This is a genomic window from Phyllobacterium sp. (assembly GCF_037994425.1).
Taxonomy (GTDB): Bacteria; Pseudomonadota; Alphaproteobacteria; order Rhizobiales; family Rhizobiaceae; genus Phyllobacterium.
On sequence record NZ_JBBNAM010000062.1, the window covers coordinates 1 to 24,655 of the forward strand.

At 57.7% G+C, this 24,655-nt stretch carries 19 protein-coding genes; 14 read left to right on the forward strand and 5 right to left on the reverse strand.

The features are described 5' to 3' along the window. Positions 1–111 precede the first annotated feature (111 nt). On the forward strand, positions 112–723 hold the full coding sequence (locus AAAB35_RS04355) for a hypothetical protein (RefSeq protein WP_340667001.1): 612 nt from the start codon (positions 112–114) through the stop codon (positions 721–723). Positions 724–791: 68 nt separating this feature from the next. Here the strand turns inward: AAAB35_RS04355 and AAAB35_RS04360 are convergent, their stop codons facing one another. Continuing rightward, complete coding sequence (locus AAAB35_RS04360; protein WP_340667002.1) at positions 792–1,478, reverse strand: HAD family phosphatase; 687 nt, start codon at positions 1,476–1,478, stop codon at positions 792–794. Between the two features lie 267 nt (positions 1,479–1,745). Between AAAB35_RS04360 and AAAB35_RS04365 the strand changes: the two genes are divergently transcribed. After that, a complete protein-coding gene (locus AAAB35_RS04365) occupies positions 1,746–2,879 on the forward strand; it encodes a site-specific DNA-methyltransferase (protein ID WP_340667003.1) in 1,134 nt (377 codons plus the stop codon). Positions 2,880–2,960: 81 nt separating this feature from the next. On the opposite strand, the gene AAAB35_RS04370 is transcribed toward AAAB35_RS04365, so the two are convergent. Continuing rightward, on the reverse strand, positions 2,961–3,572 hold the full coding sequence (locus AAAB35_RS04370) for an HAD family phosphatase (RefSeq protein WP_340667004.1): 612 nt from the start codon (positions 3,570–3,572) through the stop codon (positions 2,961–2,963). Further along, entirely contained in the window at positions 3,569–4,648 is a 1,080-nt protein-coding gene (gene mutY / locus AAAB35_RS04375; protein ID WP_340667005.1) for an A/G-specific adenine glycosylase, read from the reverse strand. Before mutY ends, AAAB35_RS04370 begins: the two co-directional genes overlap by 4 nt. Positions 4,649–4,731: 83 nt before the next feature. Here mutY and AAAB35_RS04380 point away from each other — a divergent pair, with 83 nt between their 5' ends. The 7 genes from AAAB35_RS04380 (at position 4,732) to AAAB35_RS04410 (ending at position 15,594) form a co-directional block, all read left to right on the forward strand. Next, entirely contained in the window at positions 4,732–6,042 is a 1,311-nt protein-coding gene (locus AAAB35_RS04380) for an O-antigen ligase family protein (protein ID WP_340667006.1), read from the forward strand. A 44-nt stretch (positions 6,043–6,086) separates the two neighbouring features. Further along, complete coding sequence (locus tag AAAB35_RS04385) at positions 6,087–7,061, forward strand: SDR family NAD(P)-dependent oxidoreductase (RefSeq protein ID WP_340667007.1); 975 nt, start codon at positions 6,087–6,089, stop codon at positions 7,059–7,061. 30 nt (positions 7,062–7,091) lie between these two features. Then, positions 7,092–7,592 carry a DciA family protein gene (locus AAAB35_RS04390; RefSeq protein WP_340667023.1) on the forward strand — a complete coding sequence of 167 codons (501 nt, stop codon included), beginning with the start codon at positions 7,092–7,094 and terminating at the stop codon, positions 7,590–7,592. Positions 7,593–7,711: 119 nt separating this feature from the next. After that, positions 7,712–8,410 (forward strand): DsbA family protein, encoded by a 699-nt coding sequence (locus tag AAAB35_RS04395; RefSeq protein WP_340667008.1) that lies wholly within the window; start codon positions 7,712–7,714, stop codon positions 8,408–8,410. 81 nt (positions 8,411–8,491) lie between these two features. Then, positions 8,492–11,950, forward strand: a complete 3,459-nt coding sequence (locus AAAB35_RS04400; RefSeq protein WP_340667009.1) for a chromosome segregation SMC family protein — start codon at positions 8,492–8,494, stop codon at positions 11,948–11,950. A gap of 149 nt (positions 11,951–12,099) precedes the next feature. Beyond that, entirely contained in the window at positions 12,100–14,769 is a 2,670-nt protein-coding gene (ppdK, locus tag AAAB35_RS04405; protein WP_340667024.1) for a pyruvate, phosphate dikinase, read from the forward strand. A gap of 123 nt (positions 14,770–14,892) precedes the next feature. Next, positions 14,893–15,594 (forward strand): polysaccharide deacetylase family protein, encoded by a 702-nt coding sequence (locus tag AAAB35_RS04410; protein WP_340667025.1) that lies wholly within the window; start codon positions 14,893–14,895, stop codon positions 15,592–15,594. Positions 15,595–15,651: 57 nt separating this feature from the next. Here AAAB35_RS04410 and AAAB35_RS04415 read toward each other — a convergent pair whose 3' ends face one another. Together AAAB35_RS04415 and AAAB35_RS04420 are read right to left on the reverse strand one after the other, a co-directional pair. Continuing rightward, a complete protein-coding gene (locus tag AAAB35_RS04415) occupies positions 15,652–17,049 on the reverse strand; it encodes an aminotransferase (protein ID WP_340667010.1) in 1,398 nt (465 codons plus the stop codon). 87 nt (positions 17,050–17,136) lie between these two features. Then, positions 17,137–17,478 carry a hypothetical protein gene (locus AAAB35_RS04420; protein WP_340667011.1) on the reverse strand — a complete coding sequence of 114 codons (342 nt, stop codon included), beginning with the start codon at positions 17,476–17,478 and terminating at the stop codon, positions 17,137–17,139. Positions 17,479–17,655: 177 nt separating this feature from the next. On the opposite strand from AAAB35_RS04420, the gene AAAB35_RS04425 reads away from it, so the two are divergent. From AAAB35_RS04425 to AAAB35_RS04445, 5 genes are all read left to right on the forward strand, one after another. After that, entirely contained in the window at positions 17,656–18,915 is a 1,260-nt protein-coding gene (locus AAAB35_RS04425; RefSeq protein ID WP_340667012.1) for a hypothetical protein, read from the forward strand. A gap of 52 nt (positions 18,916–18,967) precedes the next feature. Further along, positions 18,968–20,386, forward strand: coding sequence for an alkaline phosphatase family protein (locus AAAB35_RS04430; protein WP_340667013.1), 1,419 nt, complete (start codon positions 18,968–18,970; stop codon positions 20,384–20,386). Then, positions 20,316–21,314 carry a phospholipase domain-containing protein gene (locus AAAB35_RS04435; protein WP_340667014.1) on the forward strand — a complete coding sequence of 333 codons (999 nt, stop codon included), beginning with the start codon at positions 20,316–20,318 and terminating at the stop codon, positions 21,312–21,314. The genes AAAB35_RS04430 and AAAB35_RS04435 overlap by 71 nt, the downstream gene beginning before the upstream one ends. Positions 21,315–21,416: 102 nt before the next feature. After that, positions 21,417–23,660, forward strand: a complete 2,244-nt coding sequence (locus AAAB35_RS04440) for a phospholipase C, phosphocholine-specific (RefSeq protein ID WP_340667015.1) — start codon at positions 21,417–21,419, stop codon at positions 23,658–23,660. 190 nt (positions 23,661–23,850) lie between these two features. Continuing rightward, a complete protein-coding gene (locus AAAB35_RS04445; RefSeq protein ID WP_340667016.1) occupies positions 23,851–24,648 on the forward strand; it encodes a DUF1499 domain-containing protein in 798 nt (265 codons plus the stop codon). Positions 24,649–24,655: the final 7 nt, after the last annotated feature.

Here is a 24,655-nt window from a genome sequence, read left to right on the forward strand (position 1 = left end):
TGCAAACGCGGGCTTGGCAAAAAGCCGCGCAGCCCCGTCGCATTCTCTCCGAACCGTTGATATAGAACACGTTCGTTCGTCAAGGTTCGTTCTACGAGGAAAGTTCAGTTCATGAAGTCAGAAACACAAAAAACTCTGCCCTTCTATCAACTTTGCGCCCCAATTTGTGCATTGGTCCTTACTGCCGGGCTCGCAGCTTGTTCGACGAGTGGCGGTACTGTCGACACGAACTCCCCAAGAGCGAAGGCAACCGCCGAGGCCGACAAGCGCCTCACCGCCTCACAGCTGCGTGCCTTCTGTCCGCCGGTCACGATCCGCGAAGGGACGTCGGTCATCAACAACTACGGAAAAACCACCGACAAGAATCCGGCAAACCTGATCTATCAGGCATCGATGTCGGACGAGACGCGTTCATGCAACTCGGATGACACGACGATGACGATGACCGTTGCCGTTTCCGGCAAGCTCGTTCCCGGCGCCAAGTTCGCTCCGGGGACGGTCACGGTGCCGATCCGCGTGGCCGTTATCCAGGGCTCGGACGTTCTCTATTCGAAGCTGCACAAGCAGGCGATCTCGGCAAATGACAGTGGCGCCGCCACCCAGTTTATCTTCAATGATTCGAACGTGAGCTTCCCCAAGCCGACGGCCCAAAACATTCAGGTTTTCGTTGGGTTCGATGAAGGTCCGGAGAATGCCGGATCAAAGGCGAAAAAGAAAAACTAACGCACAAAAGGAAAAAGGCCGATGAAACATCGGCCTTTTACTTGTTCCGTGGCCAGGCCGCGAAAAATTCAGACCGCCTCCGACCAAACTGACATCGCTTCGATAACAGCCGGCAGATCGCGGTGGCGGCTGATGACTGTTTCAGCGCCGGCATCGGTCAATTTATCGGCATGGCCCGGGTAGGTATGAGCGCCGCCAGTAAAGCCAACGACGCGCATGCCCGCAGCTCGTGCTGCATGAACGCCATGGGTTGAATCTTCTATCACCATCACGCGCGCCGGATCGACATTGAACTGCCTCGCAGCAAAGAGATAGACGTCGGGCGCCGGCTTCGGCTTTTGCGATCCGACTTCACGCGCCGAGAAGATGTGCGGGGCAAAAAGATCGTATAGCGTGCTCTGCTCCAGCATCATCTTGAGCGAGGAACTGATCGAGTTCGAGGCAATGCATTTCGGATATTTCAGCGAGGCGACGACCTGCTCTGCGCCATCGATGACGTTCAATTCGTTGCGCAGCTTGTAGTCCATCTGCTTGGCAGATTCTTCGATCAACTGAGCCGAGATGGGAATTCCCGCTTCCTTTTCGACCTGGAGGAGGATGTCAGTCCAGGTGAGGCCGGCAAAGCGCTCGGCAATGTCCTCCGGCTCGATCGGATAGCCTGCATCCGTCAAAAGCTTGGATTCGACCTGTGCGGCGAGGAATTCAGAATCGACGAGCACGCCATCGCAGTCGAAAATAATGAGCTGTGGTTCCATTAAATCATACCTGTTCGTGAAACAACGCTGCCATCGTGCAGCTTTTCGGTCGCTTGGGGGATTACCGGCATCGACTACACGCTAATTCGGGTTCCGTCAAAGAAAAGCGGGCAACGGCTAAATGCGGTGACATTCAAGTTGACGCCCGGCAGCCAAGATGGGGGTGATCAACACACGGGCAAATAGAAAGGCTGGCTCTTAACGCGAAATTTACCGTGCCCGGTAACCATGAGGATCAGTAATGCGTCCCCAGTAGTCGAGTATCCCATGTCCGTTGTTCGTCTTGTGAATGAACTGCCTCTGGCAGCGCCGCAATCCTCCTGGATCGATACCATTCTGAAGGGCGACTGCGTAGCCGCCCTTAACCGGCTTCCGGATCATTCCGTCGACGTCATCTTTGCCGACCCTCCCTACAATCTCCAGCTCGATGGTGATCTGCACCGCCCGGATCAATCGAAGGTCGATGCGGTCGATGACCATTGGGACCAGTTCGAAAGCTTTCAGGCCTACGATGCGTTCACCCGCGCCTGGCTACTCGCCTGCCGACGTGTCCTCAAGCCGAACGGCACGATCTGGGTCATCGGGTCCTACCACAATATCTTCCGCGTCGGCTCGATCATGCAAGACCTCGGGTTCTGGATGCTGAACGACATCATCTGGCGCAAGAACAATCCAATGCCGAATTTCCGCGGCCGCCGCTTCCAGAATGCGCATGAGACCATGATCTGGGCGTCACGCGATCAGAAATCCAAGGGCTACACATTCAATTACGAAGCGATGAAGGCGGCCAATGATGACCTGCAGATGCGGTCCGATTGGCTCTTTCCCATTTGCACCGGTGCGGAGCGTCTGAAAGATGAGAATGGCGACAAAATCCACCCAACGCAGAAGCCCGAGGCTCTGCTTGCCCGCATTCTCATGGCATCATCGAAGCCGAGTGATGTCGTTCTCGATCCCTTCTTCGGCTCTGGAACCACGGGTGCGGTCGCAAAGCGTCTCGGACGGCATTTTGTCGGCATCGAGCGCGAGCAGAAATATATCGATGCTGCGACGGCTCGCATTGCTGCCGTGGAGCCGCTTGCTGGGGCTGAACTCACGGTAATGACCGGCAAGCGTGCCGAACCGCGTGTCGCCTTCGGAAGCATCGTCGAGTCGGGGCTACTGAAGCCAGGCACAATTCTCAGCGATGCACGACAGCGTCACGCCGCAATCATCAGGGCCGATGGAACGGTGACCGCGGGCGGCGATGCCGGCTCCATCCACCGTATGGGCGCAAAGGTTCAAGGGCTCGATGCCTGCAACGGCTGGACCTTCTGGCACTACGACGATGCGGGGGTATTGCGACCAATCGATGAACTGCGCAAACAGGTCCGAAGCGGCATGGCTATGGCCGGAGGCTGACGATCCGATCGGACGCGGACCTCCAGTACCGTTCTGATCCCGAAACGCTCAGGCATGCTTGAGCGTTTCGTCGTTGGGAGATCAGACGCGAATCCCAAGGTTGTTGAGATCAGCCTTGAGCGTTTCCGGATTAATGAATTGCACCGACTGCCAGCCGGCTTCCCTGGCGCCAGCGACGTTCTTTGCACTGTCGTCAATGAACAGAGTTGCCGCCGGATCAAGGTCGAATGCCACGACATGGTGATCGTAAATGGCCTTGTCCGGCTTGATCAGGCCGATATCGCCTGAAACGGTGACGCCGCGGCTTTCGGTGAGAAAAGGGTAGCGCTCCCAGGCTTCGCGCAGGGTGTCAGAGGCAAAATTGGTCAGCATGGTGACATCATGGCCGTCGGCGATGAGCTGACGCAAGATAGCGACGCTACCGTCGATCGAATGCGTAATCATCAGGTGCCAGTTACGGCGAAAAGCCCGTATGTGTTCTTCGCGATCGGGGAACTCCGAAATCAAGAGTGCTTCGGCGTCGGGCCACCTGCGGCCGCGATCCTGTTCGATGTTCCACTCATGGGTGCAGATATTGTCAAAGAACCATTTGCGCTCGGCGGCGTCCGGAATGAGTTCCCGAAAGGCAGCATCGGGCTCGTAGTGAATCAGAACCTGGCCAATGTCGAAAACGATATGCTTGACGGATGTCATTCGTCCTTACCTCTTCTTGCGAATGCGTCTGGAATGGCTGCTGCAATCGCCTTTTTCATGACGGTGGGCAACGCCTCGGCCGACAATTTTTCAATTTTCACCCACCATCCCTCAAAATCTTCCGGCGGAGGTACGTCCCTTGCCCTGAAGACAGCAAGCCGTAGTTCGAAATGCGTGAAGACGTGGGTAACATTGCCGGCCGCGGTCCAATTAGCCGCGAACGGAGCGCCAGCGATATCGATCTCGCCATCCTGGCGCGCTGTCCAGCCAGTGGTTGGGACTTCCGCCATCCCGCCGAGCAGGCCAATCTCGTTGCGGGTGCGCAATAGAATTTCGTCGTCTCCCGAGACCGCAACGAACGCGGCGCCCAAGCGGATCGGCCTTTCCTTTTTCGGCGCCTTAACGGGAAATCGTTCAGGATCACTCATCCGCAATGCTGCACAGTCCCCATTCAATGGACAGACGAAACAGGTCGGACGCTTTGGCGTGCATATTGTCGCACCGAGGTCCATCATTGCCTGGGCGAAATCCCCTGGCCGCTGTTCGGGTGTAAGCGCCTGCATGCGGCAGCGGATCTCCGGCTTGGCGGCTGGAAGTGGGGTATTGATAGTGTAGAGGCGGCTGATGACCCGCTCGATATTGCCATCGACGACTGCGATCGGAATATTGAACGCTATAGAGCCTATCGCCGCTGCCGTATAATCGCCTATTCCCGGAAGCGACTTCAATCCGTTGATATCGGTGGGAAAGTGCCCACCGTGATCGGCGCAGACAATGTCGGCGCACTTTTTCAGATTACGTGCACGCGAGTAGTAACCAAGCCCTGCCCACGCGCGCAGCACATCGTCCTGGCTGGCAGCAGCAAGATGTTGCACCGTTGGCCACTTTTCGACGAAGGCCCGGAAATAGGGCTTCACCGCCTCGACTGTGGTCTGCTGCAGCATAATTTCGGAAAGCCAGACGCGATAAGGATCCACAGCCACGCCAGCCTGTTGCTCGCGCGGCGAAATGCGCCATGGTAGAATCCGGTGATGAGAATCATACCAGTCGAGCAGGTTGTCTGTTATCGGTTGCATCAAATTCAAACTGCGCTACACGGGGGCCCGACGGTTCATAGAGAGCCGTTGCGAGTACAAAAACAAAATATTCGGAATCATGAATGTTTCCAGATCAATTGACCAAAGCGTTGATGCTCCCCGCCAGGGGACATTTTATTGGAATCGATCGCAATAATCGCATCTTCACCTTTCTGTTTGCGCTTTTCCCCGGATTGTTGGCAAGCGGAACCTCGGTGACGCTCGTCTTCGCTTTCTTATGGGCGGTTATCTCGCTCGCCTTCAAGCGATTTCCATTCCGTATGACGCCAGCCGAAAAGATCGTCGCCTGGTGCGTCACGTTCTATGTACTCGTGACTGTTGTTTCAGTCGTCGTCCACTCCAATTTGGGGGTGGGCGTCACGTACATCCTGAAAATGGTTCCGTTTCTGGCCGTTTGGGCCGTGTTGCCCCGGCTCCACGCAGGCGTTTCCGGGCGGCTCATACCATTTCTGATCGCAGGTGCCGGTATCGGCATGATCGGGGCGCTGGTATTCAGCATCGTTCAGATCGCCTTCTTTTCGGATCGTGCGGAAGGCGGGGCGGGTAACGCTGCGGTCTTTGGTCTGTTCACGGTCCTTTTCGGCAGCATCTCGCTCCTCAATGCGCATTCCGATAGCAAAACGGAGCGTGTGATCGCAATTCTTGGGTTCGCCTGCGGAATGGTTTGCGCTTTCTTGTCGGGCACGCGCTCGGCCTGGCTGGTCATGCCGGTGAACTTTGCCGTTCTCTACTGGTATTTGCGCGGACAATCGCTGCCGTCGCTGACCAATGCGGCGAAGGTAGTGGGGACGGTTCTGATCGTGGCAGTCATTGCCGTCGCCTCGCTCAAGGTGACCGAGCGCTACCATGCGCTTGAAAGCGATTTCACCCACCTTGACCAGTCGCAGGACAACGTCAATTCGCTGAAAGCGCGCCTCATGCTCTGGTCCGCCGGGGCCAAGGTCTTCCTGCAGTCGCCTCTTATCGGCCATGGCCCGCAGAACAGAATGTCCACTGTCAATGAGGCACTCAATTTGCCGCCCGAAAAGCAGATGACCTTTACCCATGTTCACAACGGCTTTCTGAATGCGGCTGTGGACGGCGGAATCCTTGGGATCCTCGGTGTGCTGGCGCTTCTTGTAGCGCCCATCGTCGGTGCGCGCAAAAAGGGTCCTGGTCCCGGACGGGATCTTGCGACGGCTATCGCGCTGCTTTTGCTGTCAAGCTATTTGATAACTGGCATGTTCGGTATCATGTTCGGGCATGATGCCACGGATGCCGTGTTCACCTATCTTACGATCTTGATTTGTTGGCTTCCGGGCAATTCACCGTTTCTATCGATACCCCAGGTTGCCCAGAAGGCCGGGGTGGACGTTGCGGCGCTCACCGCATGAACATGAGTTCTGATAACTAAGACGCAAACGGAATCGGGAGAACGATGAAGGCCATTGTCACAGGAGCCGCCGGCTTTATCGGCTTTCACGTTGCAAAGAGGTTGGCAACCGAAGGCGTCGAGATTGTCGCCATCGACAATGTCAACGATTACTATCCCGTGGCGTTGAAGGAGACCCGGCTATCTGCCCTTGATGGTCTTGCTGGCATCCGATTTGTGCGTGCCAACGTTGCCAGTGCCCCAGAACTTGCCAAAGCAATCGGGGATGATGACGACGCCGATATCATCGTTCATCTGGCGGCCCAGGCCGGCGTCCGCTACTCGGTTGAAAATCCCGCCGCCTATGTCGATGCCAATGTTCATGGGCAGGTTACGGTGTTCGAACAGGCGCTGCGAATGGCGAAGCGGCCACCCATCGTCTATGCCAGTTCCTCGTCGGTGTATGGAACCAACAGTAAGGTTCCGTTTTCGGAGAGCGACCCGGTCGACAACCCGGTTTCCGTCTATGCCGCGACTAAACGCTCGGGCGAACTCCTCGCGCATTCGTATCGCCATGTACACAAGATTGCTTCAACGGGACTGCGCTTCTTCACCGTCTATGGTCCCTACGGTCGTCCTGACATGGCACCTTGGCTGTTTACCGAAGCGATCCTCAAGGGAGAACCGATCAAGGTATTCAATCACGGCCGCATGGAGCGCGATTTCACCTTCATCAACGACATCGTTGATGGCGTTGTCGGCGCTGTGAACCGCATTGTGGCAAATCCCGAGGGCACGGCGCCGGTCTACAATCTTGGCAACAACAAGCCGGTCGCCTTGATGCGCTTCATCGAGATCATTGAACAGGCTTGCGGGCGCGAGGCAATCAAGGAATTCGCGCCAATGCCGCCCGCCGATGTGCCGCGTACCTATGCCGACATCGACCTTGCTTCACGGGACCTTGGTTTTTCGCCTTCGACTTCGCTCGAAGAAGGCATACCGTTGTTCGTCGAGTGGTTTCGCGGCTACAATGGCCGCTGAGACCTTACTAATGCCAAGTCGAGCAATATGATGAACGATGGCGAACAAAGAAAAGGATTCCGACCCCTGGCCGATCCGGCCGCTGGGGTACTCGATCCCGTCCTGCGTAAACGGGCAGGGATAACGATCGAACTGGTCCAGGCCTGGGATGAAGTTGTCGGCGCAAGTCTTGGTGGGTTGTCGCGCCCGCTGAAATTGCTCTGGCCGAGGCGTGCGCACGAGGACGACCCATTCCAGCCGGCCACCCTGGTGATTGCCTGCCAAGGGTTTACCGCGATGCGGATTCAGCATGAAACCGGAGAAATCATAAACCGGATCAATGCTTTCCTGGGGTTTGCAGCCGTCGGGCGTATCAAGATCGAACAGAAGCCGGTTGCACTGCCCGTCGCAAAGAAGCGGGCCCTGCCACCCGTCGACGCCGAGACCGCCCGGAAGATCAGCCATACGGTGCAGCCGATTGAGGATGAGGGGCTGCGCGAGGCCTTGGAGCGGCTTGGACAAAGCATTCACGCCGAGCGGTCAAAGCGTTGAGTTGCTGCGGGATCGGTTCACGAAAAATTCAAAGACAGATCGCGGTCTCTGCCTTAAAGAGACTGGCATAAGGCTCTAACGAGTCAGTTGACATATCAAAACCGGAGACAGGTGAACTTATGACTGAATTGCTCACCCGCAGAAACGTACTGACGCTTGCCGCCGCCTCGACGGCCGCCATTGCTCTGGTATCCGGCCAGAGCTGGGCCCAGGAAGCAACCAAGCCTGCGGAAGGCGCCGCTCCGGCAGCCAAGGCCCCGGAACCTGCGGGCAAGGTCGACGAAGCCAAGCTCATGGCGCCGGGTACCCTGAAGGACATTGTCATGGGCAAACCCGAGGCACCGGTCACCATCGTCGAATATGCCTCGATGACCTGTCCGCACTGCGCCCACTTTGCCATGACGACACTGCCGACAATCAAGGAAAAGTATCTCGACACGGGCAAGGCGAAACTTATCCTTCGCGAATTTCCCTTCGACCCACGTGCTGCGGCCGCCTTCATGCTGGCCCGCTGTGCGCCGGAAGATCGTTATTATCCGATGGTCGAAGTTCTGTTCGCGCAGCAGGAACAATGGGCCGGAGCTGCAAATGCAGAAGAACCTTTGTTGCAAATCTCCAAATTGGCCGGTTTTACACAGGAGTCGTTCAAGGCTTGCTTGACGAACCAAAAACTTCTGGATGATGTGAATGCTGCGCGTGAGCGCGGAGCCAATGAATTCGGAGTAAACGCAACTCCGACTTTCTTTATCAATGGCTCGAAATACTCGGGAGCCCTTTCGGTTGACGAAATGTCGGCGATCATCGACGGTTTGCTTTAATACCTGCGATCAGGTTTTCGGCGGGCGCCTCGGTGCGCCCGCCGTTTGTATTCAGGCGTCGAGTGGCGGGAAGGGCAGCTGATGCGCTTCACCAAACTCCGTCTTCTCGGTTTCAAATCCTTCGTTGAACCAGCGGAATTCGTCATCGAAAACGGACTGACCGGCGTTGTCGGCCCAAATGGCTGCGGCAAATCCAATCTTGTCGAGGCACTGCGCTGGGTGATGGGGGAGAATTCCTACAAGAACATGCGCGCTTCCGGTATGGATGACGTAATCTTTTCCGGGTCGGGCACACGCCCATCACGCAACACAGCGGAAGTCACGCTCTTTCTCGACAACCAGGACAGGACCGCACCATCGGCATTCAACAATGCCGATGAACTGCAGGTGTCCCGCCGCATCGAGCGCGAGGCAGGTTCGGTCTACCGCATCAACGGCAAAGACGCCCGCGCCAAGGACGTGCAACTGCTGTTTGCCGATCAGTCCACGGGAGCGCGCTCGCCATCGATGGTGGGACAGGGCCGCATAGGAGAACTCATCCAGGCAAAGCCGCAGGCTCGCCGTGCGCTGCTTGAAGAAGCCGCAGGCATATCGGGTTTGCATACGCGTCGTCATGAAGCCGAGCTCAGGCTGCGCGCGGCCGAACAGAACCTCGAACGGCTCGAAGACGTTGTCGGAGAACTCGAAACGCAGATCGAGAGCCTGAGGCGGCAATCGCGACAGGCGAACCGCTTCAAGAACCTTTCCGCAGAAATTCGCCGATCCGAAGCGATCCTGCTGCATCTCAAGTGGGCGGTGGCGAAGTCGCATGAAGGAGAAGCGCAGTCGGCGCTGTCAGTGGCGACGTCAGGTGTGGGCGAGCAGGCGCAATTGCAGATGAACGCCGCCAAGGAGCAGGCTGTCAGCGCGCACAAGCTCCCGGACCTGCGCGAGGCGGAAGCCAAGGCAGCAGCAGTCCTGCAACGTCTTACGATTGCGCGCGCCCAGCTCAATGAAGAAGCTGAACGCATACGCGCCCGGCAGGGTGAACTTGAAAAGCGGCTAGTGCAGTTTACGGCGGACATTGCCCGTGAAGAGCAGATGGTGCGCGACAATGCGGACGTGCTTGCCCGCCTGGAAGCAGAGGAACAGTCACTTCACGAAGAAAACGCCGGCGCCGGTGAGCGCGAGATCGCAACCCTAGCTGAGTTCGAACGCGCCGATGCCAAGCTGAAGGAAAGTGAGGAGGCGCTTACCAAGGTTACGGCGCAGCGGGCTGAAGCCTCAGCCGAACGGGCCCAGATTGAACGCAGCATGCGCGACAGCGCCGAGCGCCGTGAACGGCTGGTGCGGCAGCTTGGGGAGGTCGAGCGCGACTTTGCAGCGATCACTGGCGAGATTTCCGCCTTGGCCGATCCCGCGGAAAAACAGGGGTTGGTTGAAATAGCTGAAGCTAAATTGGCGCAGGCCGAAGACTCCGCGATGGCTGCCGAAGCTGCCGTGGAGGAGGCGCGGCGACGCGAGGCAGAGCTGCGCCAGCCATTGCAGGAAGCGCGCGCCGATCTCGGCCGTATCGAAACGGAGGCGGGCACACTCGCCAAGATGATCAATGCTGGAGGCACCGATCTGTTCCCTCCTGTGGTGGAATCGATCAAGGTGGACAAGGGCTTCGAAGTGGCACTTGGCGCTGCCCTCGGTGAAGATCTCGATGCGCCGACCGAGCGAAGCGCACCGGTTTTCTGGGAAGAAATCGGTGGCGCTCACGGCGACCCATCTCTGCCGCCCGGCGTTCAGTCGCTGGCCGAATTTGTCCGCGCGCCACGGCAATTGGCGCGTAGCCTGGCCCAGATCGGCATTGTCGACGAAGCCGAGGGAGCGCGGTTGCAATCATCGCTCAAGGCTGGCCAACGTCTGGTCAGCCGTGCCGGTGCGCTATGGCGTTGGGATGGATATACGGCGCGTGCCGATGCGCCGACGCCCGCGGCACAGCGCCTTGCCCAGAAGAACCGGCTGGCGGAACTCGACCTTGAAGTCGTCGCAGCGACAAAGCGTCTGCGCGAAGCGGAAGCGGCGATTGCCGGCGCCGAAGCGAGTGTCCGTCAGTTCGTCGAGGCGGACCGCGGTGCGCGCGAGCACGTCCGCGGTATGCAGCGCGCCGTGAGTGAGGCGCGCGAGGCCCTCGCCGCGGCGGAACGCGCAGCGGGCCAGTTGTCGAGCCGCCGCGCGGCTCTCGAAGAGGGTAAGGCAAGGCTGGCTGAGACGCTCGAAGAAGCGCATGAACAGTATATCGACGCCGAGACGCGCCTTACCCACGCCGTTGACTTGCAGGAACTCGATTTCAGTCTCACCAACCTTACAAGCGAAGTGACGCGTGACCGAGCGGGATTGTCGGAAGCGCGCGCCATTCATGATGGCTTGCGCCGTGAGGCCGAGAACCGTATGCGCCGACTGGAATCGATAGCCTATGAGCGCAAGAGCTGGATCGGCCGGGCTGAGAATGCAGATCGCCAGATCAATTCGCTTGTCGACCGGCGGCTCGAGGCCGAGCGCGAAGCCGAGCAACTGGCCGACGCTCCCGAGGAGATTGAAGATCGCAACCGGATACTGCTTTCTCAGCTGTCGGAGGCTGAGGTTCTCCGTCGTGATGCAGCAGACCGGCTAGCTGTGGCTGAGAACCGGCAGCAAGAATTGGACCGAGCCGCCACGGACGCCATTCAGGCACTTGCGACGGCCCGCGAGGGCAGGGCGCGTGCCGAAGAACGCCTTGCCGCAGCGCAGGAACGGCGCAAGGATGCCGAAGACCGCATCGCCGAGGCTCTTCACTGTGCTCCACACGAATCGATGAAGCTTACGGGGCTTGGTCCCAGCGACGCGATGCCGGACGTGGATGCGACCGAGCGCAATCTTGAACGGTTGAAGATCGAGCGGGAGCGGCTCGGGGCGGTCAACTTGCGAGCCGAGGAGGAGCAGGAAGAGCTCTCTGCGCGCCTCGAGGCCATCGTCAGCGAGCGCGAGGACATTATCGAGGCGGTCAAGAAACTCCGTCAGGCAATTCAGAGCCTTAACCGCGAAGGCCGTGAGCGGCTGCTCGCGGCGTTCGAAGTGGTGAACGTACAATTCCAGCGCCTATTCACTCATCTCTTCGGTGGTGGCACGGCGGAGTTGCAGCTGATCGAATCCGACGATCCGCTCGAGGCAGGGCTCGAAATCCTCGCCCGGCCGCCCGGCAAGAAACCGCAAACGATGACGCTCCTCTCCGGCGGCGAACAAGCATTGACGGCCATGGCGCTGATCTTTGCCGTGTTTCTGACCAATCCGGCACCGATCTGCGTGCTCGACGAGGTCGATGCGCCGCTTGACGATCACAATGTCGAACGCTTCTGCAATCTGATGGATGAGATGGCGTCCTCCACCGACACACGGTTCGTCGTCATTACCCACAATCCCATTACAATGGCGCGCATGAGCCGCCTCTTCGGTGTCACCATGGCTGAACAGGGCGTGAGTCAGCTGGTTTCCGTCGACCTCCAGACGGCCGAGCAATTGCGCGAGGCGAGTTAGGTACTCCCTGCTTGCTCCAAATGACGAAGCTTTTCAAAGCTTAACGCTGTTTTACTCTGCTAATCGATTTGAATGGTGCAATGCAGCATTTTTCTGTGGTGCTTGACGGATCGATCGCGTAGACCTCTCCTGTGCCATGGGAGGCTGCGATAATGAAATGGGTCTACACATTCGGTGACGGCAAGGCAGAAGGTTCTGCCAAGGATCGGAATCTCTTGGGCGGCAAGGGTGCGAATCTCGCGGAGATGTGCGCGCTTGGTCTCCCGGTTCCCCCAGGTTTCACCATCACGACCGATGTGTGCAGCTGGTTCTATGAGAACGGCCGCAAATACCCTGAATCGCTTGCAGCCGATGTAAAGAAGGCGCTGGATCACATTGCCCGTGTGACCGGGCGCACCTTCGGCGACAAGGACAAGCCACTTCTCGTTTCCGTTCGCTCAGGCTCCCGCGCATCGATGCCCGGCATGATGGATACGGTCCTCAATCTTGGCCTCAATGACGGGACGGTGGAAGCGATCGCGCACGAATCGGGCGATGCCCGTTTCGCTTATGACAGTTACCGCCGCTTCATCCAGATGTATTCCGACGTTGTCATGGGTCTCGATCACTCGGTTTTCGAGGAGATCCTCGAGGACACCAAGGCCAATCTCGGCCACGAGGTCGATACAGCCCTCACAGCCGACGACTGGAAGAATATTATTGAACTCTACAAGGGTAAGATCGAAGAGGAGCTGGAACAACCTTTCCCGCAGGACCCGGAGGAACAGCTCTGGGGCGCGATCGGCGCTGTGTTTTCAAGCTGGATGAATACCCGCGCGATAACCTATCGCCGACTTCACGGTATTCCGGAAAACTGGGGCACCGCCGTGAACGTCCAGGCGATGGTATTCGGCAATATGGGCGATCGCTCGGCGACGGGCGTCGCCTTTACCCGCAATCCATCGACCGGGGAGAAGAAACTCTACGGTGAGTTCCTCGTCAATGCGCAAGGCGAGGACGTTGTCGCCGGCATCCGCACGCCGCAGAACATTACCGAGGATGCCCGGATCGCCGCGGGATCTGACAAGCCATCGCTTGAAAAAGTCATGCCCGGGGCCTTTGCCGAATTCTGCGCCGTGTCGGACCGGCTCGAGAAGCACTATACCGACATGCAGGATCTCGAGTTCACCATCGAGAACGGCAAGCTGTGGATGCTGCAAACCCGCGCCGGCAAGCGAACCGCAAAGGCGGCCCTGAAGATTGCCGTCGACATGGCGAATGAAGGGCTCATTACCCGCGAGGAAGCTGTGTTGCGCATCGATCCGGCTTCGCTCGATCAGTTGCTGCACCCGACCATCGATCCCAAAGCCAAGCGAGACGTGATCGGCACCGGTCTGCCGGCATCGCCGGGCGCAGCTACGGGCGAACTCGTCTTCTCATCGGAAGATGCCGAACAGCTCAAGGCCGAAGGCCGCAAAGTGATACTCGTGCGTATCGAGACGAGCCCCGAAGATATTCATGGGATGCACGCTGCTGAAGGCATTCTTACGACACGTGGGGGCATGACGAGCCACGCCGCCGTTGTTGCACGCGGCATGGGCAAGCCCTGTGTCTCGGGTGCCGGTTCGCTGCGCGTCGATTACCGCAACGAGACGCTACTCGCCATGGGCGTCGTTCTCAAGAAGGGCGATATCATCACCGTTGACGGAGGTACCGGCCAGGTGCTGAAGGGCAGTGTTCCCATGCTGCAGCCCGAGCTTTCGGGCGATTTCGGCCAGATCATGGAATGGGCCGACAAGACACGGCGCATGAAGGTGCGCGCCAATGCGGAAACCCCGACCGATGCACGGACGGCCCGTTCCTTCGGCGCCGAGGGCATCGGCCTTTGCCGCACCGAGCACATGTTCTTCGAGGGTGAGCGGATCGTCGCCATGCGCGAAATGATCCTTGCTGACAACGAGAAGGGCCGCAGGATAGCCCTCGACAAGCTCCTGCCGATGCAGCGCTCCGATTTCGTCGAATTGTTCGAGATCATGAACGGCCTGCCGGTAACGATTCGCCTGCTCGATCCGCCACTGCATGAATTCCTACCGAAGACCGAGGAAGAAATTGCCGAAGTCGCCGCCGCAATGAATGTCAGTGCAGAAAAAATGCGCGAGCGGACGGACAGCTTGCACGAGTTCAACCCGATGCTCGGCCATCGCGGCTGCCGCCTTGCAATCTCCTATCCGGAGATCGCGGAAATGCAGGCGCGGGCGATCTTCGAGGCCGCGGTCGAGGCGGCCAAATCGACGGGTGCTCCGGTCGAGCCTGAAATCATGGTTCCGCTGGTGGGCCTCCGGGCGGAGCTCGATTTCGTCAAGGCGCGCATCGACGCCGTCGCCGCTGACGTCATGAAGGAAGCCGCTATCAAGATCAATTATCTCGTCGGTACGATGATCGAATTGCCGCGCGCCGCGGTGCGGGCTCATTCAATTGCCGAGGTAGCCGAGTTCTTCTCCTTCGGTACCAACGATCTCACGCAAACAACTTTTGGCATTTCTCGCGACGACGCCTCTTCCTTCCTGACAGCCTATCAGGCAAAGGGCATCATCGAGCAGGATCCTTTCGTATCGATCGACGTCGACGGTGTTGGTGAACTCGTCCGGATCGCCGTGGAAAAGGGCAGGGCGACTCGACCGGACATCAAGCTCGGCATCTGCGGCGAACATGGGGGCGATCCGGCCTCGATCAAGTTTTGCGACGAAACCGGGCTCGATTATGTGTCATGTTCGCCCTTCCGGGTTCCCATTGCCCGTCTCGCGGCTGCCCAGGCATCGGCAAAGCCGAAGAAGGCCTGAACGGAGCCTGCCTTAAATCCGCTCGGTTTGCTTGGCCTATCTGCGCGCGAGATTCCTCGAAGAACGGCGAACATCGTGCGCAAAGCCCTGCCTATACTGACCGCCTTCCTTTTCGCATTGCCGATGGCCAATGCAGTGGCGGGTGATCAGCCGCATTTCGTCGAACCGAAACTCTACGTCGCAAAGGGTGGTCACGCGGCGCCGCAAGTGGCGCTGACCTTTGATGCCTGCGCCGGGCAGACCGACATGCGCATCCTGAATACGCTCGTGGAAAATCGCATTCCGGCAACGATCTTCGTTACCGGACGCTGGCTGAACCACAATGCCGAAGCGCTCGCAATCCTCAAAGGTCATCCGGACCTTTTCGAACTTGAGAACCATGGTCTCAATCATGTACCGGCGATCGACAATCAGCCGACGATGTTCGGCTTGAAGACTGGCGGCTCACAGGAAGCGATTCGCGCCGAGATTGAAGGTGGGGCCCATGCGATGCATGCGGCAACAGCTTCCTTGCCCTTGTGGTACCGTGATGCCACGGCTCGTTACAGCAACGACGCAATTGCACTGATCCACGCAATGGGCTACCGCGTGGCTGGCTATTCTCTTAATGCCGATATGGGCGCATCGCTGCTGGCCGGCCAGGTAGAAAAGCGCCTCGCCGCGGCAAAGGACGGCGACGTCGTCATCGCCCACATCAATCAGCCATCGCGCGTTGCCGGAGCGGGCGTCGTAAAGGGCATACTCGCTCTAAAGCAGAAGGGCTTCCATTTCGTTCGCCTTGAGGACGTTCAGGAAGGCGAAAAGCCGCTGCAGTCAGGCGTATAGCCACTATCAAAAATGGCCACGCAAGCGTGGCCATCGGTAAATTTCGAAGCTCAAAGATTAGGCGATAGCGCGCAGGTTGTTGTTCGATACATGCGCTTCCGTGTCCGCAAGGGCCAGTTCGAAACGATTGAAGAGCTCGTTGAGCTCGGCTTCGGTAATGATCATTGGCGGGCAGAAGGCGATGGAATCGCCGATGGCACGGAGGACCGCGCCATGGCCCTCGAGGAAGCGGGCCAGCTGTGCCGCAACGCCATGCGCGGGATCGAATGAACGCTTGGTGGCCTTGTCGGCCACGAGTTCGACCGCACCCATAAGTCCGCAATTGCGCACGTCGCCGACGAGCGGGTGATCTTTCACCCGGTCCAGCCGCGCTTCGAATGTCGGGGTAAGGCTGCGCACCTCTTCGACAATATTGCGGCGCTGGTAAATCTCGATGGCCTTGATGCCGAGCGCGCAGCCGACAGGATGGCCGCCATAGGTGAAACCATGGCCGAAGGTTCCGAGCTGGGCGCTGTGATCGACATAGGCCTGATAGACATCTTCCGGTATCAGGACAGCGCCGAGCGGGGCGTAGGCGGCGGTGAGCTGCTTGGCGGCAGATATCGTCGTCGGCGTCATGCCGACGCTCTGGCTCCCCCACCAATTGCCTGTACGTCCGAAACCGTTGATGACCTCGTCGGAAATGATGAGGATGTCGTGTTCGCGCAGGACTGGTTCGATCGCGGCGAAATAACTGGACGGCGGAACGATGACGCCTCCAGCGCCCATGACCGGCTCGGCGATGAAGGCGGCGATCGTTTCCGGTCCTTCCCTCTCGATCATGTCTTTCAGCGACTGCGCCAGGCGGGCAACGAACTCCGCCTCGCTCTCGCCCTCAAGGCCGAAACGATAATAGTGCGGGCAATCCGTGTGCAGGATGCCGGGTACCGGCAGGTCCCAGCCCTTGTGATTGCCGGGAAGACCGGTCAGCGACGCTGCCATTACGGTCACACCATGATAAGCCTTGACGCGCGAGATGATCTTCTTCTTGTTCGGACGGCCAAGGGCATTGTTGCAGTACCAGGCGAGCTTGACCTGGGTATCATTCGCCTCGGAGCCAGACGAGGTATAGAAGACCTTGGAAATCGGCACAGGTGCAATTTCCTTGAGCTTTTCCGCGAGTTCGATGGCCGGTTCCATGCCCTTGCCACCGAAGAGATGGTAGTAGGGAAGCGTGCGCATCTGTTCCGTGGCCGCCTCGATCATCTCCTCGTCGCCAAAGCCGAGCCCAGCGCACCACAGGCCCGACATGCCCTCGATATATTCCTTGCCTTGCGTATCGTAGAGATACACGCCCTTACCGTGTCCCATGACGAGGGGGCCCAATTCCTGGAGCTTGTGGATGGGGGTATAGGGATGCAGGATCGCGTTGATATCGCGCTGCTGGACATTGGTGAGGGGGCGGCTGTTCGCCATTTCTTAACTCCGGCTTGAATGGAAGGTTCAACCTTAGCCAGACTTCCGCGAAAGCGAAAGCCACGGGAGGGAAAGCTGTGACCAGGCCTACGAACGCAAACCCTTCATGACGGCGGCGAAATCTGGCCCCAACTTGTCGAGCAGCGTCGTCTGGTCCTGTTCTGCTGCCACGGTGAGCGTAGTGCCATCATTGCCGAGCATGATGAACACGGTTTGATCCATTGTTCCGTCAGAAACCGAGATTGCGGCGATGCGCTGTTGGCCGATGTCTTCGGGTGCTCGGATATTGAAGATGACCTCGCCGTTGACGAGATCGGCGGCCTTTTGCAGCGCGCCTTCGAAGCCATCGGCAACGATGTCTTGCGCGCCAAGCGCAAGCTCGATCTCAACAACCTCAAGCGAAACCGCTTTTTCCACGTCGGGCATCATTTGCTTCAGCCTCGTTATTTTATTTTTAAGCGGCTTGCCGACCGCCTCGTTTCCTGCGCCTTGGACACCCAAATCACTTTCGCGATGATGTCAGCAGTATGACAGACCATCCACTCACGAAATGTAAACGCGCTAAACGTGCGAACGGTTGTGCGGCAAGGTGATGCAGGACTTCGATTGTTTCGGACTGTCATCCGGCTTTTACATTCAGCCGCTATTCGCTACACGAATTCAGATTTTTGGTGCGTACATTCTCACGTAAGAGGTTGTGCGCGCCGCATATTCATACGTCCTTTTTATCGATCCATTTCGCGGCTAGTTTGCCGGCTATTAATATTGGAGCAGATTTTGAAAAACAAACTATTGGCACTCGTTCCGCTTGTCCTCATCTCGGCCTGCAATGGGTCGGATTCGCCGAAAGCTGATGCGAATACAATTCCGAAGTCGACGTTCGACGCACAGGTTGTCGAGCTCGAGAATGTTAAAAAGCAAAACGAAAAGCTGACCGCTGATAATAGCAAGCTTTCTCTCATCGTGGCGGACAAGGATCAAATTGCCGCCGATCGCGATCAGCAGATCAGGAACAGCGAAGCCCAAGCCGTAACGATCAGCAAACTTACCGACCAGGTAACGGCCGTTGCAAACGAGAAGGTCGGCTTGGAAAAGAAGCTGACGGACGCCACGACGGTACGTGATGATTTGCAGAAGAAGCTGACTGATGCAGGGACTGCCAGCGCCACTCTGCAGAAACAGCTGACCGCGATGACGACGGCGCGTGATGATTTGCAGAAGAAGCTGACTGATGCAGGGACTGCCAGCACCACTCTGCAGAAAGATCTGACCGCGATGACGATTGCACGTGATGATTTGCAGAAGAAGCTGACTGATGCGGCCACTACTAGCGCCGATCTGCAGAAACAGCTGACCGCGATGACGACTGCGCGCGATGATCTGCAGAAGAAGCTGACTGACGCGACCACTACTAGCGCCGATCTGCAGAAAGATCTGACCGCGATGACGACTGCGCGTGATGATCTGCAGAAGAAGCTGACTGATGCAGGGACTGCCAGCGCCACTCTGCAGAAAGAGCTGGCCGCGATGACGACTGCGCGCGATGACCTGCAGAAGAAGCTGATTGATGCAGGGACCACCAGCGCCGATTTGCAGAAACAGCTGACCGCGATGACGACTGCGCGCGATGATCTGCAGAAGAAGCTGACTGACGCGACCACTACTAGCGCCGATCTGAAGACGAAGCTGGCCGATATGACGAAGGCGCGCGATGATTTGCAGAAGCAAGTCACAGCGCTCGACGCAGATTTGAAATCCAAGATCAGTCAGCGAGATGCCGCAATTCAAGCCCGTGATGCGGCCAACAAACAGCGCGATGCATTGAACGAAACACTCCAGAAGATCGCCAAGAGCGTTTGCCAGTAACCGATTTCAAGCACTTACGTATTTTTAACTATTTGATTTTTCAGGATTTATTTTGGATAGACGCGATTTCATCAAGATGCTGGCTTTTGCCGGCAGCAGCGCAGCAGCTTACACCGCCTGTTCGGCATATATACAGGAGGCTTTAGCGGCAGCGCCTGCCACGATCGAAGATTTGCTGGTCGCATCAAGCGACTGCATAAAGAACGGCTCGCTCGCCGATATCGAGCATGTCGTGTTTCTCATGCAGGAAAACCGCTCGTTCGACCATTATTTCGGCACGCTGCGGGACGTGCGCGGCTTCGGTGATCCGCGTCCGTTGCGCATGCGCGATGGGCGTTCTGTTTGGGAGCAATTGCAGGCCGGAGCAAGTTCGACCCCGCCGGCGGCTGATGCCCAACGCATCAAGCCCTATCTCATGCCGAATGTCGCGACGAGCAAGCCGGCTGGCGACACCAGTCCCGAAGGAACGGTCGGAGGCGTACTGATAACCGACCCCCCACGCGGCTATAGCGACGGCGTTCGCGCGTGGAACTATGGCCTGATGGACAAATGGATTCCCAACAAGGGCATCGTTGCCATGGCCCATTATGTGGAAGCCGATACTCCGCTCTATTTCAAATTGGCCAAGGCATTCACTGTTTGCGACGCCTATTTCTGCTCGATCAACGGCCCGACCGACTGCAACCGCAGTTGTTTTTATGCGGGGACAAGCAACGGCGAAAGCACCAATGGTCCCTTCAGCGGCTTGAGCGGACCCCGGCCCGCATGGAAAAGCTATCCCGAACGCTTGGAAGAACTGGGCATCGACTGGAGATTCTACCAAGACGGTCTTACCTGGACGGGCAGCGATCCTTTCCGCGGAAATTATGGCGACAACACATTGGAGTATTTCGCTCAATACGGCGACAAAACAACCAGCATCTACAAGAAGAATCAGAGCGTCAACTCGATATTGCGCACCGACCCCGACAAGCCGTCGCAGTTCGAGCAGGATATCATCGACAACAAGCTACCGGCCGTTTCGTGGATTTGCGCGCCCGAAGCCTTCTGCGAACATCCGAAATGGTCGCCTCACCTGGGCGAATATTATCTGCATGAGATCCTTCGCGCGTTCACCGCAAACAAGGAGGTCTGGAAGAAGACGCTCATCGTCGTCACCTACGATGAGAATGGCGGCTTTTACGATCATGTCCTTCCGCCGGTCCCGCCTTTGAGCACAACGTATGGCTCCACGTCAAAAGGCATTGTCGTGAAGGCCGCCCCGACGCCGACTCCGACCGCGACGGCCCGCCCCATGCGCGACGTCGATTCCGAAGCGGCGGGCACCAGCACCACGTCCGTTCTCGGCATGGGAATACGCGTCGACTCTCGTCATCTCGCCATGGAGCGTCGGGGGCAGGGTGTGCTCGGAAATCTTCGATCATACTTCCGGCATACAATTCCTCGACGCCTGGCTGAGTGCCAAAGATAAGCAGCAGAAAGACACGGTCTTCCCCGCTCTTTCTTCGTGGCGCCGTGCCATTGCCGGCGATCTGACGAGTGCGCTTGATTTCAACCGCCTCGTGCCGCTGACGGGTACGGAAGTAGTAACGGAAAAGACCAAGCCGGGCGTGGTGTTCACGCCGGCTCGGGAAAAGCAGGAAAGAGATACTCCGGCTCTGGTCCCAAACATCGACAATTACAATGCCGATCCCGACATCTCCAAGCCGACGGCGTCGAAGCAGGATCGGGCTCGCTGCGAAATCCTGCCCCTCGGCTATGATTTCTTTGTCGCCGCCTATGTCCAAACCGGGCAGGTGGATTACCCGATCACCAACCGCGGCAAGCTCGCTGCCTCCTTCTACGTCATTCCCTATGACCGCGTTGGAGCGTTCCCGGGCGATGGACCCTGGTTCTTCTCCGTCGAAGGCTCGAAAGGAACGCCCGTCACAATCGCCGCGGCTGCCGGCGCTTATGCTCAATGGGGATCCGCTAATACTACGAACAAAAACTATTGGCACGCGGTCCATGGCCCGAATGGGTATCTGTTCGAATTCAAGGGGGCTCCCGGCTTAAATCCCACCGAACTGCTACTGCCCGACATCACCGATGCCGTGTCCGTCGACGAAGCCAAGACCATCCGCTTTACCCTGAAATGGCCGCCGACAGCCAACGGCTCGCTGAAAGTGACCGATGCCTATACCGGTAATCCGCAGATTATCGCAAACGGGACCACCTCGGTCGATGTGACGACGGCGGATGGCTGGTACGACGTCTCCTTCGTCGATGCCGTAAATGTGTCGCGCTACCTTCGCCGCTACGCCGGACATCTCGAAAACGGCAAGATCAGCAAGAGCGATCCCGCCATCGGACTCCAATATGACGAGAAGGAGCGCGTCTACAAGGCGCTGACCGTTTAAGTCGAATAGCTCCACCTTTTCTGTGGGTTTCCGGACGATCCCGGTTGGGAACATCCGGAAACTCAATTTTTAAATTTCCTTTATTTTTCCAAGGAACAAATCATGGATAGACGCGATTTCATTAAAATGCTGGGCCTGGCTGGTACCAGCGCCGCTGCCTACACTGCCTGCTCGGCCTACATGCAAGAAGCGCTTGCACAATCTTCAACGACGATCGACGAATTGTTGACGGCAAGCGCCGGATGCAAAGGTTCGCTTGCCGACGTCCAGCATGTCGTGTTCCTCATGCAGGAAAATCGCGCGTTCGATCATTATTTCGGCACGCTGCGCGGCGTTCGCGGCTTTGGCGATCCGCGTCCACAGAAACTGCGAAACGGCAAAAACGTCTGGGAACAATCGCAAGGCGCAAAGCCCTATCGCGTGCCCAAGAACGTAAAGTATGAAGCGTCCATTTCAGGCGAGACGACCGATCCGGAGAATGTCGGCAGGATCTATCTGTCTGACCCTGCGCATGATTTTGCTGATGGAATCGGCGCGTGGAACGGCGGACTGATGGACCAGTGGATCGAAAACAAGGGGCGTCTGGCAATGGCGCACTACACGGAAACTGATATTCCGCTGTATTTCCAGTTGGCCAGAGCCTTCACCGTCTGCGACGCTTATTTCTGCGCCCACAACGGCGGTACGGACGCCAATCGCAGCATCTTCTATACCGGCACATGCAAAGGTAAGACCAGCAATAGTTATTTCAGCATGGGCGGTAAGCCCGAAAGCAGGAATTGGAAAAGTTATCCCGAAAAGCTCGAAGACCTCGGCGTCAGCTGGAAATTCTATCAGGATGGCTTGACCTGGACCTCCGACCCGTTCGCTGGCAACTATGGCGACAACACATTGGAGTATTTTCAACAGTATCAGGACAAGACTACCTCGATCTACAAGAAGAACCAGAGTGTCAATTCCATCCTTCGGACCAGCGTTGATCAGCCTTCCCAGTTCGAAATGGATATCAGGGACGATAAGCTTCCCGCGGTTTCCTGGATTTGTGCGCCCGAGGCCTTCACCGAACATCCGCATTTCCCGCCGTACTTCGGCGAATACTACCTCCTGGAAATTCTGCGCGCCTTCACGGTGAACAAGGATGTGTGGAAGAAAACCCTGTTCATCATCACGTACGACGAAAATGGCGGTTTTTTTGACCACGTGCTGCCGCCGGTTCCGCCCATCGAAGCTGCGAGAGGCAAGGTATCGTCTGGAATTAAACTCGATCCGGAAGCGGGCAACATTCATTCGGAAGTATCCTGGGCGAAGAAGGAACCTATCGGCATGGGAATACGCGTTCCGACCCTGGTGATATCGCCCTGGAGCACGGGTGGAAGGGTCAACTCGGAGGTGTTCGATCACACCTCTGCGCTTCAGTTCCTTGAAAAATGGTTGGTCGCTCGGGGGATTCAGTCGCCCGACACGCCCATTTTCCCGCAAATATCGCATTGGCGCCAAACCATTGCCGGCGATCTGACGAGCACACTGGATTTTACGCAGGCCGAGGCGGCTGTGCTCGACACGTTGGTCAAGCCCCATCCACCCATGAAGATTCTTGCCAAGGCCGATAAGGACAAAGTCCCGAGCGGATTTTGGGCACTGTTCGGTGGTGCGACATACTCGCCAACTGAACAGGAAATGAAGGCAACTGCCAACTTCGACAAGCCGACGGTTCTCAAGCAGGATCAAACGCGCTGTCACCTGATGCCGGTAAAATATGATTTCAAGGTCGTGGCTTCGATCGATGCGACCGGGATCAAATACAGCGTCACGAATGCCGGGCCACTTGGTGTGGCTCTGACTGTCATCCCCTACGGATCGACCGATAAGCCGAAGCTCTACAGCATCGAAGGCGCAAAATCCGGCGTGCCGCTTGAACTTGCCGACACGGCAGTGCTCGCCGGGACCGGCGAATACTCCTATGCGGTTCATGGCCCGAACGGATACCTTTTCGAATTTCGTGGCAATGCAAAGGACGGTCCGCAGCAGATGATCGCCGAAATCACCGATATCAAATCGAAGTCGGACGGAAAGCTGATTGAATTCAGCTTCGGCAAGTGGAATCCAAATGGCAAATTGACGATGATGAATGCCTATACAAAGGATACGAAGTCTCTCGGCGATGGAACGACCGTCCTCGAAACGGCAACCGTCGACGGCTGGTATGATGTCGCGTTCTTCAACGACGGCACTTATCTCCGCCGCTTTGCCGGTCACCTTGAAAACGGCAAGATGAGCAGGAGCGATCCTGCGATCGGACAGCAATATGACGAGAAGGAGCGGGTCTACAAGCCGCTGACCGTATAGATCTTCGCCAAAAATACTGGGTCCCGACCATCTGGAAGTTCGCCGCCCTTCGATCCGGGGCGGCGAACTTGCATCGACAGCTTCGCTGAAGTTTGCACCACGACCATCGCGATTTGCTTCGCGCGGCTTGCCTCGCATCGATTATGCGATTAGCTCTTGGCCAGACCACGTGCATCTTTGCCAGGAACTCATGCGCCATCATTTTCGCCGCCGCCAGTCGATTTCAGCCAAGTGGTCGGTTCGCGTGGCATTCCTTGCCGCGATTCTGTTCGTGCTCTCCGGTGTTGGACACCGGTTCGAACGGATCGAAACACCTGAATTCCTCTGGCTGCTCGCAATCGTCGCAGGTCTGGCGCTGCTGGCACTTCTCCTCAGTTTCAAAGGTTTCACGAGTCTTTGGCGGCGCGGCGACCGCGGCGGTCCGAGCGCGTTCTGGGGCGCGGTCCTCGCGCTTGTCGTGCTCGCTCCTTTTGCCATGACGCTCTATCAGGCGCTGCTGTTGCCTACCATCTATGACGTTTCAACCGATATTACCGATCCGCCCCAATTCTTTGCCGCGGGGCAGCGGACCGAACGGATGAACCCGCTCGTCAATGACGAGGAAAGCCGTGGCTTGCAATCGAGTGCCTATCCTCAAGTCACGGGGCGGCGTTACGATGGATCGCCCGATCGTATCCTTACCGCCGTCAACACTGTGATTGCCAACAATGGCTGGACGGTCGTCAGTCAGAAGGGCGAGCCCGGCGAGGACGAAGAAATCCTCCTCGAGGTGGTGGCCCGTACCTGGCTCCTCGGCTTCACGAGCGACGTCGTCGTTCGGCTAACCGACGAGGGCGAGACGACCTACGTCGATATGCGCTCGGTCTCGCGCTACGGCATTCACGACCTCGGTGAGAATGCCGATCGCATCACGGTTTTCATGACTGCACTGGATACCGAAGTTCAGGGCGCCCAGCCCGAAGAGGAAACGACCCAGCCGGAGCAATGACGATCAT

What these genes read in the sequence shown, in the direction of transcription:
- AAAB35_RS04440 (WP_340667015.1), top strand. Translation starts at nt 21,417, where the DNA reads ATGGATAGACGCGATTTCATTAAAATGCTGGGCCTGGCTGGTACCAGC.
- AAAB35_RS04370 (WP_340667004.1), bottom strand. Translation starts at nt 3,572, where the DNA reads ATGACATCCGTCAAGCATATCGTTTTCGACATTGGCCAGGTTCTGATT.
- AAAB35_RS04395 (WP_340667008.1), top strand. Translation starts at nt 7,712, where the DNA reads ATGACTGAATTGCTCACCCGCAGAAACGTACTGACGCTTGCCGCCGCC.
- AAAB35_RS04355 (WP_340667001.1), top strand. Translation starts at nt 112, where the DNA reads ATGAAGTCAGAAACACAAAAAACTCTGCCCTTCTATCAACTTTGCGCC.
- AAAB35_RS04415 (WP_340667010.1), bottom strand. Translation starts at nt 17,049, where the DNA reads ATGGCGAACAGCCGCCCCCTCACCAATGTCCAGCAGCGCGATATCAAC.
- AAAB35_RS04380 (WP_340667006.1), top strand. Translation starts at nt 4,732, where the DNA reads ATGTTTCCAGATCAATTGACCAAAGCGTTGATGCTCCCCGCCAGGGGA.
- AAAB35_RS04385 (WP_340667007.1), top strand. Translation starts at nt 6,087, where the DNA reads ATGAAGGCCATTGTCACAGGAGCCGCCGGCTTTATCGGCTTTCACGTT.
- AAAB35_RS04390 (WP_340667023.1), top strand. Translation starts at nt 7,092, where the DNA reads ATGAACGATGGCGAACAAAGAAAAGGATTCCGACCCCTGGCCGATCCG.
- AAAB35_RS04420 (WP_340667011.1), bottom strand. Translation starts at nt 17,478, where the DNA reads ATGATGCCCGACGTGGAAAAAGCGGTTTCGCTTGAGGTTGTTGAGATC.
- AAAB35_RS04365 (WP_340667003.1), top strand. Translation starts at nt 1,746, where the DNA reads ATGTCCGTTGTTCGTCTTGTGAATGAACTGCCTCTGGCAGCGCCGCAA.
- AAAB35_RS04400 (WP_340667009.1), top strand. Translation starts at nt 8,492, where the DNA reads ATGCGCTTCACCAAACTCCGTCTTCTCGGTTTCAAATCCTTCGTTGAA.
- AAAB35_RS04360 (WP_340667002.1), bottom strand. Translation starts at nt 1,478, where the DNA reads ATGGAACCACAGCTCATTATTTTCGACTGCGATGGCGTGCTCGTCGAT.
- mutY (WP_340667005.1), bottom strand. Translation starts at nt 4,648, where the DNA reads ATGCAACCGATAACAGACAACCTGCTCGACTGGTATGATTCTCATCAC.
- AAAB35_RS04445 (WP_340667016.1), top strand. Translation starts at nt 23,851, where the DNA reads ATGCGCCATCATTTTCGCCGCCGCCAGTCGATTTCAGCCAAGTGGTCG.
- AAAB35_RS04410 (WP_340667025.1), top strand. Translation starts at nt 14,893, where the DNA reads ATGGCCAATGCAGTGGCGGGTGATCAGCCGCATTTCGTCGAACCGAAA.